A 17,600-nucleotide genomic window follows, 5' to 3' on the forward strand; every position below is an offset into this window, starting at 1 on the left:
CGATAATCAATGGATCTTGCGCAGCGTCTCAATCATCTCGAGTCGGTTCATGACTGGCAAGGGCTCGTCGAGGAGCTCGAGAAGGGGATTGCGGCCGAAGGGGACGCGACCCGGAAGGCGGCATATCACCTGAAGCTCGGGCGGCTGCTCGAGGAGAAGTTCCTTCAGGCCGTCAAGGCGCTGAAGCACTTCCAGGACGCATACAAGCTGAATCCAGCGCTGCTCGAGGCGCTGGAGTCGGCTCGTTCCATCTACTGGGACCTCGGCAAGACCAACATGGTCCAGAAGCTCCTGGAGCTCGAGCTGAGGAACGCCCCGGAGGGGACCGCGGCCGCCGAGCTCCTCGTGGAGCTCGGCGACGTGCTGTGCGACGCGGGCGATTTCGAGCGGGCGACGGCGACGTACGCGCGCGCGCTCGGCGTCTCCAGCGGCACGAGCGAGGAGGCGCGCGCGTGCCTCGGCGACATGCAGGTCGATCAGTCGTCGTGGGCGGCGCACATGACGGAGCTGGTCGACGCGGCCGACGCGGCCGCGACGACGAGCGAGCGCAAGAGGCTGCTGCTCCGCGCGGCGCGGCTCGCGAAGCGCTTCGATCGCGGTCAGCTCGAGGACCTGCTCCGGCGGGCGTACGAGGCGTCGCCCTCCGACAAGCAGGCAGCGGCGATGTTCGAGGGGCTGCTCGCCGAGGAGGAGCGGCCGCAGGCCATCGTGGAGACGCAGCGCCGTATCCTCGACGCGCGCGCCGGCGTGGCGCGCGGCGAGGCGGCGTTCAAGTTCGGCGTCCGCTGGGCCACGCGGCACCAGAACGTCGAGATCGGCTCGAAGCTCCTGGAAGAAGCGCTCCGGTACGACCCGTCGAACGAGGCGGCGTTCGCCTACCTGCGCGAGCTCTGGGGGACGAAGGAAGGCAACTGGGAGCGCGTCGCGGCGCTGGCGGAGAGCGCCGCCAACCAGAACGGCAGCTCCCCGTACATGATCGCGCAGGCGGGCGGCATCGCCTGGCGGCAGCTCGGAAACCTCATCCGCGCGAGGAGCTGGTTCGAGCGGCTCTCGGCGGTCGCCCCGACGCACCCGAGCGTGAGCGCGTTCGAGGCGCAGATCGGCGAGCGCCTCACGGCCGCCGCGGCAGCGCCCGTCGCGGCAGCGCCCGTCGCGCCTGCGGCGCCCGTGGCCGCCGCGCCCGCGCCCATCGATCGCGCGGCGGACGCCACGCCCATCCCCGTGAGCGCGCCGGCGCCTGTCAGCGTGCGCGCTCCCGTGAGCGCGCCGGCGCCTGTCAGCGTGCGCGCTCCCGTGAGCGCGCCGGCGCCTGTCAGCGCGCCGGCGCCCGTGAGCGCGCCGGCGCCCGTGAGCGGCAGGGCGAGCACGCCCGCGGACGTCCCGGCCGACGCCTCGTCGGACGATGACGCCAGCGCGAGGACCTCGGTCATCGCTGCAGAGCCGGCGCCGCCGGCGCGCGCGCCCGCCGAGAGCAGGCCCGCCGACTCCGAGATCGGCCGGCGCCCGACGGCGCCGCCGCCGCCCGCCGCCGAGGCCGCGGGCCGGGTCGAGGAGCTCAAGGCCAAGGCCCAGAAGCAAGAGCAGGCCAAGCGGTACAACGAGTACGTCAAGACGCTGATCGAGATCGCCGAGGCGGTGTCGGATCCCGCCGAGAAGATCGAGAACTACTCGAAGGCGGCCGAGCTCTATTCGGGCAAGTTCTCGAACGCGGCCGAGGCGGTGAAGTGCTACGAGGCGATCCTCGCGATCGACGGCGAGCACACGCAGGCGATCGACTTCCTCCGCCAGAGCTACGAGAAGCGGCGCGACTGGGAGAAGCTCATCGGGCTGCTCCGCCGCGAGGCCGCGGCGCTCCCGGAGGGCGGCGAGCGCGCCGCGAAGTACCTCGAGATCGCGAAGCTCGCGTCCGAGCGCGTGAAGAAGGTCGACTTCTGCATCGAGCTCTGGGACGAGGTCCTCGCGAACGACCCGGAGAACCCCGAGGCGCTGAACGCGCTGGCCGGGCTCTACGAGAAGAACAAGGACTACCAGGCGTTCGCGCGGGTGCTGCAGAAGCAGGTCGACACGACCTTCGACAGCGGGCAGAAGCTCGCGCTCCTCAGCAAGCTCGCGCAGCTCTACGGCGAGCGCCTCAAGGACGACGAGGCCGCCGTCCGCGCGTGGCAAGAGGTGATCGCGCTGAACCCCCAGGACCGCAAGGCCCAGGAGGCGCTCAAGAAGGCGTACCTCCAGCTCCAGCGCTGGGACGACCTCGAGGTGTTCTACGCCGAGAGCGGCAAGTGGGACGAGTTCATCCGCGTCCTCGAGTCGCAGGAGGCGAAGGAGACCGACGACGCCGCCAAGATCAGCCTGCTGGTCAAGATCGCCGAGCTCTGGATGAACCAGAAGCAGAAGGCCGATCGCGCGGCGCGCGCCTACGAGAAGGTGCTCTCGATCGACGGCTCGCACCTCGCCGCGGCCGAGGCGCTGATCCCGATCTACACGCAGGCGAACAACCCGAAGGGGCTCGCCGGCGCGATCGAGGTGAAGCTCTCGCACGACCAGGACGACGTCTCCCGGCTCGACCTCTACCGGCAGGTGGCCGCGCTCTACGAGACGCGGCTCAAGGAGCCGCAGCGCGCGTTCGAGCGCTACCTCTCCGCGTTCCAGATCGCCCCGCAGGACGAGCAGTGCATCGACGACGTCGAGCGGGCGGCGCGCGCCACCGAGGGGTGGGACGCGCTCATCGACGCGTACTCGACGGCGATCTCGCGCGCGGAGGGCGAGGGGGACATCGCGCTCGGCGTCGATCTCCGGCTCCGCCTCGGGCGCGTGCTGCTCGACGAGGTGAAGCGCATCGACGAGGCGCTCGCGCAGTTCCGCGCCGTGTACGAGGCGGACGGCGAGAACGAGGCCGCGATCAGCGCGCTGGAGCGTCTCTACCGCGAGACGGGCCGGTTCGGCGATCTGCTCGGCATCTACGAGAAGAAGCTCGAGATCATCGCCGAGCCCGAGGAGCGCAAGCAGATCCTCTACGCCATCGCGGAGCTCTATGAAGGGGAGCTGCGCGACGCGGCGCGGGCGATCGCGACGTACCGCCAGGTGCTCGACGACGAGCCGACCGACCCGCAGGCGCTCGCGGCGCTCGACAAGCTCTACCGCGAGCAAGGGGACTGGGAGTCGTACGTCGACGTGCTCCGCAAGCGCATCGACTCCCCGCTCGACGAGCAGGCGCTCATCGACCTCAAGTTCCGGCTCGGGAGCACCCTCGAGAAGCACCTGAACGATGCGGCCGGAGCGCTCGAGAACTACAAGGAAATCCTGATCCTCGATCCGGGCAACGACGCGGCGCGCCTCGCGCTCGAGGCGCTGCTCTCGAACGAGTCGCTGCGGGCCGAGGCGGCGGCGATCCTGCAGGAGATCTACGAGGGGCGCGGCGACTGGGAGAAGCTGATCCAGGCGCTCGAGATCCTCGCGGCCGCCGAGGGCGACACGGCGACGCGCGTCTCGCTGCTCCGGAAGGTGGCGCGGACGGCGGCCGAGAGCCTGAACGACCTGGGCCGCGCGTTCGACGCGCAGTCGCGGGCGCTCAAGGACGACCCGTCGCACGCCGAGACCCGGGCGGAGCTCGAGTCGCTCGCCGCGCAGGCGGGCGCCTGGGATCGGCTCGACGTGATCTTCAGCGAGATCGCGGACTCGCTGAGCGACGCCCGGCTGAGCCGCGAGTACTGGATGCGGCTCGCGAGCATCCACGAGCGGCTCGGCAAGGTCGAGGAGGCGGCGAACGGCTATCTCCGCGTGCTCTCGATCGATCCGGGCGACTCGGAGGCGCTCGAGGCGATGGACGCGCTCTACCGGCGCACCGAGCGCTGGGGCGATCTCATCGGCGTCTACCGGCGCCGCATCGAGCTCGTGCACGAGCCCTCCGAGCGCGAGGGCCTCTACGCCCAGATGGCCGAGGTCTACGAGCAGCGGCTCGGGCAGCCGGAGGAGGCGATCGCCGCCTACCGCGAGGTCCTCTCCATCGACGACACGAGCCTTGTCGCGCTGACCGCCCTCGACGGGCTCTTCAGCCGCCAGGGCATGTGGGAGGAGCTCGCGGACAACCTCGAGGCGCAGCTCAGCATCGCCGTCGAGGAGGAGGCGCAGATCCGGCTCATGCTCCGGCTCGCGGCGCTCCGGGAGTCGCGCATGCGGCTCGTCGATCCGGCGATCGACATCTACCGGCAGGTGCTCGAGCGCGAGCCGACGAACGTCGAGGCGCTCGCGGCCCTCGAGCGCCTCGGCAAGCTCCCCGAGCACGAGGTCGCGATCGCGGAGATCCTCGAGCCCCTGTACCGCCAGTCGGGCGACTACACGAAGCTCATCGGGGTGCACGAGGTGCAGGTGCGCCGCAGCGACGACGTGACCCGTCGCGTCGAGCTGCTCCACCAGATCGCCGTGCTCTACGAGGACGCGGGCGGCGACCTCAGCTCGGCCTTCGACACCTACGCGCGGGCGCTGAGCCAGGATCCGGCCTCGGAGTCGACGCAGGAGGGGCTCGATCGGCTCGCGCGCGCGACCGGTCGCTTCGCCGACCTGGCGCGCGTCTTCGAGACGCTGGCGGCGCAGCAGACCGACGCGGAGCTCGCGAGCACGCTCTACACGATGAGCGCGCGCATCTACGAGAGCGACCTCGGCGACATGGACAGCGCCGTCGGGCACTACCGGCGCGTGCTCGAGATCGATCCGCGCAACCTGCACGCCGCCGAGTCGCTCGAGCGGCTGTTCCGGACGTCGGAGCGCTACAACGAGCTGTCGCAGATCCTCCAGCAGAAGGCGGACATCCTCGACGACCTGAACGAGAAGAAGCTCGCGCTGTTCCAGGCCGCGAGCATCGAGGAGGAGGTGCTCGAGCGGCACGACCAGGCCATCGCCGTCTACGGCAAGGTGCTCGAGCTCGACGCCGAGGACCTGCGGGCGATCGACGCGCTGACCAAGCTCTACCTCAGCCTCTCGCGCTGGCAGGAGCTGCTCTCGGTCTACGCGAAGAAGGCCGATCTCGTCCTCGATTCGGGCGAGAAGAAGCGCATCTACTACCAGATCGGCGCGGTGTACGAGCGCGAGCTCGGCAACGTGGCGAGCGCGATCGACACCTACCAGCGGGTGCTCGAGATCGACCCGGACGACCTCCAGGCGCTCGGTCGGCTCGACGTCCTCTACCAGACCTCGCAGAACTGGCTCGAGCTGCTCAGCGTGCTCCAGCACGAGGCGGAGATCACCTCCGACCCGGCCGAGGGCATCAGCTACCAGTACCGGATCGCGGAGCTCTACGAGAAGCACCTCGACGACGTGCCCCGCGCGATCGAGCTCTACCGCGACCTCCTGCAGCAGATGCCCGATCACGAGCCGACGCTCCGCGCGCTCGAGCAGATCAAGGACGGCAGCAGGGACGCGCTCGGCGCCGCCCTGGTGCTCGAGCCGATCTACGACGCGTCCGGCGAGTGGCAGAAGCTGATCAGCGTGCTCGAGGTCCGGGTCCGGGTCGCCGAGGATCCGTACGAGAAGGTCGATCTGCTCCACCGCGTGGCGCGCCTCTCCGAGGAGATGCTGAGCGATCACCTCTCCGCCTTCGAGACGTACGCGCGGGCGGTGACGTGCGACATCGGCAACGAGGAGTCGCTCTCCAACCTCGAGCGGCTCGCGATGATGGTGAACCGCTGGCCGCAGGTCGCCGCGCTCTACGACACGGAGCTCGGCCGGCTCGGCGAGGAGCCGTCGCGCTTCGTCGAGCTCGGGCTCAGGCTCGCGCAGATCTTCGAGACGCAGCTCGACGACATCGACAGCGCCGTCGCGCGCTACAGGCGCGTGCTCGAGGTCGATCCGGAGAACCAGGCCGCGATCGCGTCGCTCGACCGCCTCTTCACCGCGACCGAGCGGTGGAGCGACCTCGTCGAGATCCTCTCGCGCGAGGCGGAGATCGCGCAGTCGCCGGACGAGATCCTCGAGTTCAAGTACCGGCTCGGCGTGGTGCACCAGACGCGGCTCAACGACCTGCCGGCGGCCATCGCGGCGTACCGCGAGGTGCTCACCGCGGCCCCCGAGCACACGCCGACGCTGGAGGCCCTCGAGGGGCTCTTCGCGGCCGGGATCAAGCAGATCGAGATCGGCGCGATCCTGGAGCCGCTCTACCAGGCCGCGGCCGAGTGGGAGAAGCTCGGCGGCGTGCTCGAGGCGGAGCTCGCGCACCTCACCCAGGAGTCCGACCGGGTGGCGATGTACTACCGCCTGGGCGAGCTCCACGAGGAGCGGCTCATCTCGGTGGACGGGGCCCTCAGCGTCTACATCCGGGCGCTCAAGGAGTACCCGCGCGACGAGAAGACGCTCGAGGAGGTCGAGCGGCTCGCCGGCTCGGTCGACGGCGGCTGGGAGCTGCTCGCGAACGCGTACGCCGACGTGCTCGGCATCCACGCCGACAAGGACGTGCAGACCAGCATCGGCAAGCGGCTCGCGCGCGTCTTCGAGACCGACCTCAGCGACGTCGCGAAGGCGGAGGAGACGTACCGGTACGTGCTCGGCATCGAGCCGCTCGAGGCGGAGGCGCTCTCCAACCTCGACCGGATCTACACGCAGCTCGAGCAGTACCCCGAGCTCGCGAGCGTGCTCGAGCAGCGGGTGCGCGCGACCGAGGACCGCCCGGAGCTCGTCGACCTCTACCTCCGGCTCGGCCAGACGTACGAGGAGCGGCTCGGCCAGCTCGACGACGCCATCCGCGCCTTCCGGCGGATCTTCGACGAGCTCGAGACGACGAACGAGCAGGCGATCAGCGCCCTCGAGCGCATCTACACGACCAAGGGGGCCTGGACCCAGCTCAAGGTCGTGCTGGAGCGCGAGCTCGAGAACGCGATGGGCGACAGCCAGGAGGCGGACATCCGCGCCAAGATGGCGCACCTGCTCGCCGACCGGCTGAACGACGTCCAGGGCGCGGTCGAGACGTGGAAGCGCGTCCTCGACCTCCGCGGTGAGGATCCGGAGGCGCTCGCGGCGCTGTCGAACCTGTACGAGCGGGTCGGGCAGTGGGCCGAGCTCTGCGACGTCCTCGAGCGGCACTACGACATCGCGATCGACGACGAGTCGCGCGTCGCGGTGCTGCTCCGCCGCGCCAAGCTGTTCCACGAGCAGCTCGGCCGCGACGACTCCGCGCTCGACGACTACCAGCGCGTCCTCGACATCGACTACGCGAACCTCGAGGCGCTCTACGCCATCGCGGCGATCTGGCGGCTGCGCAACGAGCCCGAGCAGATCGTGACCGCGCTCCACCAGACGGTGGATCGCGCGCGGGACGTGCTGCCGGCCGAGAACGTGATCGCGCTCTACCGCGAGCTCGGGACGACCTACCAGCACGTCCTCGGGCAGTCGTACGACGCGATCGACGCCTGGCGGAAGCTGCTCGACGTCGACCCGAAGGACTTCGAGGCCATGGCCGCCCTGGAGAACCTGCTCCGGGCGGAGGGGCGCTGGGTCGAGGTCATCGACGTCAAGATGGGCCGGGCTGCGGCCTACGAGTCGCCGGCCGACAAGGTGCGCGAGTACCTCGAGGTGGCGCAGATCTGGGAGCACCAGGTCGAGGAGAGGGACAAGGGCACGCTCGCGTACGAGAAGGTCCTGGAGCTCGAGCCGACGCACGACCAGGCCTTCGCGGCGCTCGAGCAGCTCCACGACGCGGCCCGGCGCAGCGAGCCGCTCATCGAGCTCTACCTCGCGCGGCTCGACTCGCGCGAGGAGGTGCACGAGAAGACCGAGATCCTCCGCAAGGTGGCCCGCGTCTTCGAGGAGCAGCTCGAGGACAAGCCCCAGGCCTTCGACGCGCTGCTCACGGCGTTCGAGATGGACTTCTCCGACATGGACACGGTCCGCTACCTCGAGCGCATGGCGCAGGCGACGAACCGCTGGCCCGAGCTCGTGCAGACGGTGAACGGCTGGCTGCAGCAGCAGACCGCGCCGCTCCAGAAGATCACGCTCTGCCTGCGGCTCGCCAAGTGGTACGCGGAGGACCTCGGCCACCCCGAGTACGCCCAGCCGTACTACCAGCAGATCCTCGCGTACGACCCGAACAACGTGGCCGTGCTGCGCCAGATGGCCAACTACCTCAAGAAGACCGGCCAGTGGCAGCAGCAGGGCCAGATGCTGACCAGCGCCCTCAACGTCGCGGTCACCGACGTCGACCGGAAGGAGATCCTGACCGAGCTCGGCGAGGTGCTCGAGAAGCACATGGGCGAGGTCGAGCAGGGGCTCAGCTTCTACCGGCGCGCCCTCGACGTCGATCCGCTCCACCTGCCCGCCCTCGAGGCGCTGGAGCGCATCTACACGGACCGCGATCAGTCGAACGATCTCGTCGACGTGCTGCTCCGCAAGGCGCGCGCCGTCACCGAGCCCGACGTTGTCGCGTCCGTGAAGCTGCGCACCGCCGGCCTGTACGAGACCAAGCTCGGCCTGATCGACAAGGCCGGCGCGGTCTACCGCGAGGTGCTGGACATCGACGCCTCGAACCTCCTCGCCATGCGGGGGCTCGAGCGCGTGTACACGAGCACGCACCAGTGGCCGGATCTCGTGCGCGTCCTCGAGATGCAGCTCGACGTGGTCACCACGGAGCGCGAGCGCATCGACGTGCTGATGAAGATCGCGACCCTCCAGGAGGAGCAGTTCCTGAAGCCCGATCTGTCGGCCGCGCGGCTCGAGCAGGTGGTCGAGATCGACCCGTCGCACGAGCCGGCGCTCGAGGCCCTCGAGCGCTGCTACCGCCGGCTCCGGCAGTGGCACGATCTCATCAACACGTACGACCGCCACATCAACGCCGCCGAGGATCGCCAGAAGAAGATCGAGCTCTGGTCCCACACGGCGAAGGTCTACGCGGAGGAGATCGAGGATCTCGACCGCGCGATCGACGCCTACCTGAACATCGTCGACATCCAGGAGACGCACATCCCGGCCCTGGAGGCGCTGGCCAAGCTCTACGAGAAGCAGGACAACTCGTCGAAGGCCATCGAGTACATGACGCGCGTCGCCGACCTCACGGCCGACGGCAAGCAGCGCGTCGAGATGTACTACCGCATCGGCCGGCAGCTCGACGAGAAGCTCGGCGAGCGGGGGCTGGCGCAGGAGCGGTTCGAGATGGCGCTCGATCTCGATCCGTCCCACGTGCCGACGCTGGCGGCGCTGCGGGTCATCGCGATCGACGCGGCCGACTGGGACCGGGCGGCGCGCTACCTCGAGCAGGAGCAGATGAACACCGACGCGCCCCGCGCCAAGGCGCGGCTGCTCGTCGAGCTCGGCAAGCTCCGCGACGACATGCTCGGCGAGCACGCGCTCGCGGTGCAGGCGTACGAGATGGCGCTCCAGAGCGACCCCGACAACGAGGACGCCGCGATGCCGCTCCTCACCGAGTACGTCTCCACGGAGCGGTGGGCCCAGGCCGAGCCGCTCGCGGAGATGCTCGTCCGCAAGAGCGGCAAGCGCGACCGGTCGGAGCAGCACCGGCTGCAGCGGACCTTCGGGCGGGTCCTCGAGCGGCTCGGGAAGGACGAGGCGGCGCTCAAGGCCTACACGGCTGCGCACAACCTCGACCTGACCGACCAGGAGACGATCCGGGGCCTGGCGGACGTCAGCTTCAAGCTCAGCGACTGGGCGAGCGCGCTGACGAACTACCAGAAGGTGCTGACCAGCCTGGACGAGGCCGAGACCGAGGAGCGCGCCACGGTCTACTACAAGCTCGGCTGCATCAAGCAGGCGCAGGGGCAGTCGAAGCAGGCGGTCAACAACTTCGAGAAGGCGCTCGGGGCCGAGCCCGCGCACCGGCCGACGCTCGAGGCGATGGTCTCCGTCTACGAGGGCCTCAAGGACTGGAAGCAGGTCTGCCAGTACAAGCGGCAGATCCTCGACAACATCATGGACGGCCCCGAGCGGTTCAGGATGTTGAACGAGATCGGCGACATCTGGGTCGAGAAGGAGAACAACATCCCGAAGGGCGTGGAGGCCCTCGAGGAGGCGCTCGAGCTGGAGCCGCACAACCACGTGCTGCTCCACAAGCTGCTCCAGCTCTATCAGCGCACGGGGCAGTGGTCGCAGATGGTGGAGTGCCTCCAGCACATCGCCGAGCTCGAGCCGCAGCCGGATCGCAAGAGCCGCTACCTCTACACGATGGCGCAGATCTACCGCGACAAGCTGGAGGACCCGGCGCGCGCGGTGGAGCTGTTCAACGAGACGCTGGACCTGAACCCGCACTCCCTCGAGGCCTTCGAGCGCATCAACAAGATCCTCACGGCGCAGAAGGAGTGGAAGCAGCTCGAGCGGGCGTACCGCAAGATGCTGCACCGGGTCGCCGGCAAGGGGAACACGGACCTCGAGTACAGCCTCTGGCACGCGCTCGGGCTCATCTACCGCGACCGGCTCGGCGACAGGACGGCCGCGGTCGAGACGTTCCGCATGGCCTCGAGGCTCAAGCCCGACGACGCGACGGAGCACCTGATCCTGGCGGAGCTCTACGAGCAGGCGGAGCAGTTCGATCAGGCCACCGGCGAGTTCCAGGCGATGGTCAAGCTCGATCCGATGAAGATCGACCCGTACAAGCGGCTCTACCGCCTGTACGTGGACGGCAAGCAGTACGACCAGGCCTGGTGCGTGGCGGCGGCGCTGGCGTTCCTCCGCAAGGCCGATCCGGACGAGCAGCAGTACTTCGAGGACTACCGCCCGCAGGGGCTCATCCAGGCGAAGAGCCGGCTCGACAACGAGCAGTGGATCAGGAACCTGTTCCACGAGGAGGAGAACCTCTACGTCGGCAAGATCTTCGAGATGATCGCGGGCGCCGCGCTCAGGGCGAAGATCGAGACGCTGAAGCAGCGCAGGGAGCTGCCGGTCCTCGACCAGCGGTTCCTGCAGGATCCGGCGACATCGACGGTGACGTTCGCGCGGACCTTCGGCTGGGCTGCCAACGTCCTCGGCATCACGGCGCCGCGGCTCTACGTGCGCAGCGACGTGCCCGGCGCGCTCGTGGCGGTGGCGAACGAGCAGCCGGCGTCCGTCGCGGGGCAGACCGTCTTGACCGGGTTCTCGCCGCAGGAGCTCACGTTCATCGTGGGCAAGCACCTCGCGATGTACCGCGGCGAGCACTACATCAAGACGCTGTTCCCGACGGTCACCGAGCTGACGGTGCTCCTCTTCGCGGGGATCAAGCTCGTCGCGCCCGACACGCCGGTGCCGCAGGACATCGAGAAGCAGATCACGGCCACCGCGCAGACGCTCCGCGGGTTCATGCAGCCCATGCAGCTCGAGGGGCTCCGCATGGTGGTCAAGAAGTTCCTCGCGGAGGGCGCGAAGGCGAACATCAAGCGGTGGGTCCAGTGCGTCGACATCACGGCGGCGCGCGCGGGCCTGCTCCTCTCGGGCGATCTCGAGATCGCCAAGAAGATCATCGCCGCCGAGCCGCAGCAGCCCGGGGATCTCCCGCCCCAGGACAAGCTCAAGGAGCTCATCACCTTCTCGACAAGCGATCAGTATTTCGCGCTGCGTCAGGCGCTCGGCATCGCCATCGGCGAGGGCTGAGCGCGCGCGGAGAACGACCCAAGGTAGCGGAATTTTCCTCAACCATCGGAGCACCCGGGGCCGGAGCCGTTCGCTCTCGGCCCCGGGTGTCGGTCGGGATGCACATCTCCATGAGTCTGCTTGACGAGTCAGCAATCCTTACGAACGATCGGGTGCTGTGACCTCGTCATCGATGATCGTCCGGCTCCCCGTGCAGTCCGCGAGAGGCTTCGGGAGATACAGGCTGATCGCAAAGCTTGGGCAGGGAGGGATGGCCGAGGTCTTCCTCGCTGCGCATCGCGGCCCGCTCGGGTTCGAGAAGCTGGTCGTGATCAAGCGGCTGAAGCCGGGCATCGCGACCGAGCCCGAGGTCAACGCGATGTTCCTCGACGAGGCGAGGCTCGCCGCGCGGCTGAACCACCCGAACGTCGTGCAGACGTACGAGTGCGGTCAGATCGACGACCAGTACTACATCGTCATGGAGTACCTGGAGGGGCACTCGCTCGACCGGATCTGCCGGAAGATCGACCCGTCGCGGCACCGCGCGATCTACCTGGCGATCCTCTCCGACGCGCTCGCCGGGCTGCACTACGCGCACGACCTCATGGACTTCAACGGGCAGCCGCTCCAGGTGGTCCATCGCGACATCAGCCCGCACAACATCTTCGTCACCTACGACGGGCAGGCGAAGGTCGTCGACTTCGGCATCGCGAAGTGGGCGACGCGCGACGCGGACACCAGCACCGGCGTCGTCAAGGGGAAGATCCGGTACATGGCGCCGGAGCAGGCCCTCGCGACGATGGTGGATCGCCGCGCTGACGTCTTCTCGATGGGCCTGATCTTCTGGGAGCTCGTCGTGGGCGAGCGCTTCTGGGGGGATCTCTCCGACGTGCAGATCCTCCAGCGGCTCACGTTTGGCGAGATCCCGCAGCTCCGCGAGCGCTGGCCGGCGGCGCCCGAGGCGCTCGATCGCATCTGCTCGCGCGCGCTCGCGATGGCGCCGGAGGACCGGTACGCGACAGCGGCCCACATGCGCGAGGACGTCGAGGCCTACCTCGCGACCATGGGGCGGCGCCCGTCGTCGGCGGAGATCGGCCGCCTGATCGGGGAGACGTTCGCGAACCGCCGCGCGGAGGTGCGATCCGCGATCAGCGATCAGCTCGGTCGGCTCCACGCGGACACGGCCGACGGCCCGGAGGAGTTCGAGGTCCTGCCGGTGCTCGAGGAGCGCGGCGCCGCGCCGTGGTCCCAGCGAATGCCGATGTCGCAGATGGCCGCGCAGATGTCGCAGATGTCGCAGCCGTACGCCCATCAGGTGCCGGACCACACGCTCGGCGACGACGGCGCGCGCGAGGACAGCATCTCAAACCGTCAGACGATCCCGACGATCATGGTGGCCAACACGCAGTCGACCCGGCGTAAGGCGCTCTGGACTGCGGGGATCGCGGTGCTCTCCGTCCTGCTGATCGGCGGGGCCGCGTGGGCGGTGATGACCATGAAGTGGCCCCCGCCCGGGCCTGCGCCGGAGCAGGCGCTTACGGTCGAGCCGACGGTCCCGGGCCCCGGACCCGGCCCGACCCCTGCTCCTGTCGCCAACCTCATCGAGCTCCGGATCATCGCCACGCCGCTGGACGCGAAGATCTACCTCGACGACGTCGAGCTCCCCAGCAACCCGTTCTTCGCGCGGTTCAGCAGGGATGGCACCGGGCACCGCATCCGGGTCGCGGCCGACGGCTACACGCCGGAGGCGCGCTTCGTCGTGTTCACGCGCGACGAGGTGCTGACCATCAACCTGCGCCCGGTGGCGCAGGCGCCGACGCCCAGGTCGGGCGGCTCTTCGCCCCGGAAGTGACAGGCAGGGCCGCGGGCCCTCGTCGCCCGCCGCGGAGGCGCGCCGCGAGCCCCCGGGCGCGCCGCTGCTGGCGCGCCCGGGGGCCCAGCGCGCCGCGCGCTGCCTGCCTCCACGCGCGCCGCCCGCGCCGCTACGGCCTGCTGTTCAGCATCGCCTCGAGCTGCGGCGGCACGCAGCCGTACGCCTCGGCGGCGGCGAGCAGCGCCGAGTTCTGCGGCAGGTTGAGCAGGAACGAGCTCGCGTAGAGCGTCCCCTCGAGGCCCTTCAGCCGGCGCAGGAGCGGGGGCATCGCGCGCTCCATCGCATCGCGCGCGCCCTCCAGATCGCCCATGTCCACGCACGCGTCGTGGAGCGCCAGGTAGATCGGCGCCTCGTTGAGCAGGCTCGGCGCGCCCGCCTCGACCAGGGCCGCCGCCTCCCGCGCGATGTCGCGCGCCTGCTCGGCGTCGCCGAAGCGGCGCTCCGCCTCGGCGCAGAACCCGAGCGCCACGGGCAGCACGTCGCGGTTCTCCGTCATCCGGTAGGCCTCCGTCGCCTTCTTCAGCAGCGAGCGCGCCCGCGCGAGCCCCGACGACTCGAAGCGCAGGAGCTCGCAGCCCCGGTAGAACAGGATGCCGAGCGTCACCCTGTCGCGCACGACCCACATGCTCCCCGCGGCCTCGTCCGCGCTCGCGCGCGGCTCCGCGAGCTCGGCGTCGAGCCGCGGCTCGGGGCCGAACGTGGCCGCCCAGCAGAGCAGGATCATCTGCCCGTGCCGCACCGCCCCGGAGCTGCCGATCGCCTGCGCCCGGGCGATGCCCCCCTCGATCTCCTGCAGCGCCTCCGCCCGCGCGCCGATGGTCGTGAGCGCGAAGCCGACGTTCATCGTCAGCATCGCCTCGCGCTCCTGCAGCCCCGCGCGGCGCGCGGCCCGCGCCGCGTTCCGCCGCGCCTCCAGCGCCGCCGCGGGCTCGCCGCGCGTCTGGTGGGCGACCGCGCGCGTCTGCCAGGCGTCGACCGCGGCCCACACCAGCCCCCGCCGCGCCGCGAGGTCGAGCAGGTGCGCCGCCTCCTGCTCGGCCATCGCGAGCTGCCCGGCGAACGCGTGGACCTGCGCCAGCGTGGCCGAGCACTGCGCCTCCTCCTCGACGCGATCGATCGCCCGCGCGCGGTCGCGCAGCGCCGTCAGGCGCCCCTCCAGGTCCATCCCGGAGCCGCACGCCTGGTCGTAGCGGGCGCGCGCGGTCAGCGTGCGGAGCTCGCTCGCCTCGTCGTAGACGTTCTCCCACATCGCCCGGATCGCCGAGTCGCGCTCGGGCGAGCGCGCGTCGAGCCGCGAGTACGCGTCCTCGAGGAGCACCGCGCGCGCGAACCCCGTCGGCTTGTCGGACGCGAACACGAGCGCGCGATCGGCCATGGTGACCGCGTCGCGGAGCGAGTTCGTCGCGAGGGCGCGCCGCGCGGCGGCCTCCCAGCGGATCGAGGCCTCCTCGTGCTCGCCGCCGAGGTCGAAGTGCTGCGCCACCGTCGCGCTGTCCTCGCCCATCCGATCGAGCCAGCGCGCGGCCGCGGCGTGCAGCCCCTTGCGGAGGTCCTCGCCGGCCGAGGCGTACGCGACGTCGCGGACGAGCGCGTGTTTGAACAGGTACTCGCGCGCGGCCGGGAACCGCGACGCGGGCTGCTCGACGAGCAGCTCCGCGGCGATGAGCTTCTTCAGCGCCGCCCTGGGCTCGACAACGCCGACCTCGGCGAGGCCCACGTCCCACACGGACAGGCCGAAGACGCTCATGCGCACGACCGCCTCGCGGGTGCAGTCGTCGAGCGCGTCGAGGCTCACCTGGATCGCCGCCTCGATGGTCGGCGCCGTGGCCGCGTCCTTGCCGGAGGCGATGACCCGCGCCAACTCCTCGGCGAACAGCGGCGAGCCGGCCGCCTGCTGCGCGACGCGGTCGAGCGTCGCGTCGTCGACCGGCCGCGCGGCGGCCGCCGCGCTGAAGACGGCGCGCGCGATCTCGCGCGTGGCCCGGCGCGCGATCGGGCGCAGCTCCACGCGCACGTGGTCGCGGCCGGTGAAGCGCTGGCCCTGGTCGCGCCAGAACGCCGGGCGCACCATGAGCATGATGAAGAGCGGCCTGCCCGAGGCGCGCCCGAGGAGGTGGTCGAGCCACGCGACGCTCTCCGGGTCGGCCCACTGCGCGTCCTCGACGAGCAGCGCGCACGGCTCGAGCGAGGCGGCGCCGACAGCGATGTCGGTCATCGACAGGTACAGGGCGTCGCGCGCGCCCCGCAGGTCGATGCCGTCGGGGAACGGCTGGTTCGCGAGCAGGCGCGCGAGGAGGCCGCCGTCGCCGTGGTGCAGCCGCCGCGCGCGCACCGCGTCGTCGGCCTGCTCCACCGACGCGCCCTTCGGCAGGCCCATGAGGACGCGCAGCCCGTCGGTCGCGACGCCGAGCGCCTGCGCCCGCCCGAACGACTCGCAGCGGAGCTGGACGAGCCGCGGCGGATCGGCGCGATCCGAGATGCGGCCGACGAACTCCCGCGCGAGCCGGCTCTTGCCGATCCCCGGCGGCCCCGAGATGCTCACAACGACCGGCGTCCGCTCCTCCACGCAGCGGTCGAAGGCGGCGACGGTCGTGATGAGCTCGGCGTCCCGCCCCACGAACGGCGTCTGCGCGTCGGGCCGCTTCGGCGCGCGCGAGAGCACCCGCACGGCGCCGCCCTCCTGGGGCGCGCACAGGTAGCGCCCGCGGGACAGCTCCACCGTTGTCGCGTCCGCGAGCACCCGCCCGAGGCCCGCCTCGCGCGCCAGGGCGACCGCGCGGTCGACGACCTCGCCCGCCGAGCGCGTCCTGTCGACGCGCATGCGGCCGGAGGCGACGCCGACGCGGCCGCCGCGCTCGCCGAGCGCGAGGCCGAGCTCGAGGGCGCGGGACGCCTCGTCGCCGTGGGCCTGGCGCACGCCGAGGTGGGCGGCGATCGAGTCGGCGCCGAGCGGCAGCGCGTCGGCCCCGCGGCGCCGCAGCGCCTCGAGCTCCCGCTGCCGCTCCTCGCCGGTGGCCACGTGCAGCGCCACGATCGTGGTCACGAGCCGCGTGCCCATCACCCCCGGCGGGTTGTCGCTCACGCGCAGCGGCGACGGGGTGGGCAGGTGCGGCTCGTCGAGGAGGGCCGCGAGCTTCTCTGCCACCTCGCGCGCCGAGCTCGGCCGGAGCCCCCTGTCGGCGAGCAGCAGCGCGTGGATCAGGTCGTCGAGCGCGGGGACGACGTCGAGCAGGAACTCCGAGAGGCGCGGCGCGGGCGTCGTCGCCAGGCGCACGAGGGTCGCGATCGAGGTCGGCCCCATGTGCGGCGGCCGGCCGGCGATGAGCTCGAACAGCGTCGCGCCCAGCGAGTAGAGGTCGCTGCGCGCGTCCACCGTCGCGTCGCCGCGCGCCTGCTCCGGCGAGATGTACGCCGGCGTGCCGACGAGGCCGCCCACGTCGGTCGTGAGCACGACCTCCTTCGACGCCGCCACCCCGAAGTCGACGAGCTTGATCCGGATCGGCCCCTCCGGCGGCCCGCGGAGCAGGAGGATGTTCGACGGCTTGATGTCGCGGTGGACGACGCCCGCGTCGTGCGCGGCCGCGAGCGCCCTCGCCACCTGCCGGCCGACCTCGAGCCCGTCGCGCAGCGCGAGCGGGGAGCGCCGCTGGCGCGTGGCCAGGTCCTCCCCGTCGAGCCACTCCATCGCGATGAACGTCGACCCCTCCTCGATGCGGTGCCCCTCCGCGTCCGACGCGCTCGACTCCACCGTCCCGAACGCCACGACCCGCACGATCCCCGGGTGATCGAGCTCCGAGAGGATCTGCCCCTCGCGCGAGAGCCGGGCCTGGCCCTCGGCGTCGACGCCGACCGCCGTGATGATCTTCAGCGCGACGTACCGCTCGGTCTGCACGTCGAACGCGCGGTGCACGGTGCCGACGCCGCCCCGGCCGATCTCGCGCTCGATGTGGAACCGGCCAGCGACGAGCGGTCTTGCTGGCTCGATGCGCACGGGGTCCATGCGCTAGCCGAGGGGGGCCACGGGATGAGCGCCGAGGGCGCTCGGACGCGGCAGACAGGCGATCTCGGGGCGCCGGGCCGGGTGGGCCTGCGGTGTTCCGACAGGGCGCATCGGAGAGGAGACTACGCTGTCGTTCATGGCAGTTCCAGCGTCGCGGTCGCGGACGTACGCGCTCGAGCCGCGCCTGGTCCT

The 17,600-nt window shown here is 70.9% G+C and carries 3 protein-coding genes; 2 read left to right on the forward strand and 1 reads right to left on the reverse strand.

The window, feature by feature from the left end; all coding sequences use genetic code 11:
* Nucleotides 1–9 precede the first annotated feature (9 nt).
* On the forward strand, nucleotides 10–11,556 hold the full coding sequence (locus tag WMF42_RS14180; protein WP_437692429.1) for a tetratricopeptide repeat protein: 11,547 nt from the start codon (nucleotides 10–12) through the stop codon (nucleotides 11,554–11,556).
* A gap of 250 nt (nucleotides 11,557–11,806) precedes the next feature.
* On the forward strand, nucleotides 11,807–13,387 hold the full coding sequence (locus WMF42_RS14185; protein WP_233561373.1) for a serine/threonine protein kinase: 1,581 nt from the start codon (nucleotides 11,807–11,809) through the stop codon (nucleotides 13,385–13,387).
* A gap of 130 nt (nucleotides 13,388–13,517) precedes the next feature.
* Here WMF42_RS14185 and WMF42_RS14190 read toward each other — a convergent pair whose 3' ends face one another.
* The gene (locus WMF42_RS14190; RefSeq protein ID WP_061609915.1) at nucleotides 13,518–17,408 is read right to left on the reverse strand and encodes a serine/threonine-protein kinase; all 3,891 of its coding nucleotides are present in this window, start codon (nucleotides 17,406–17,408) and stop codon (nucleotides 13,518–13,520) included.
* Nucleotides 17,409–17,600 lie beyond the last annotated feature (192 nt).

This window comes from Sorangium sp. So ce176 (assembly GCF_051519835.1).
GTDB classification, from domain to species: domain Bacteria; phylum Myxococcota_A; class Polyangia; order Polyangiales; family Polyangiaceae; genus Sorangium; species Sorangium cellulosum_G.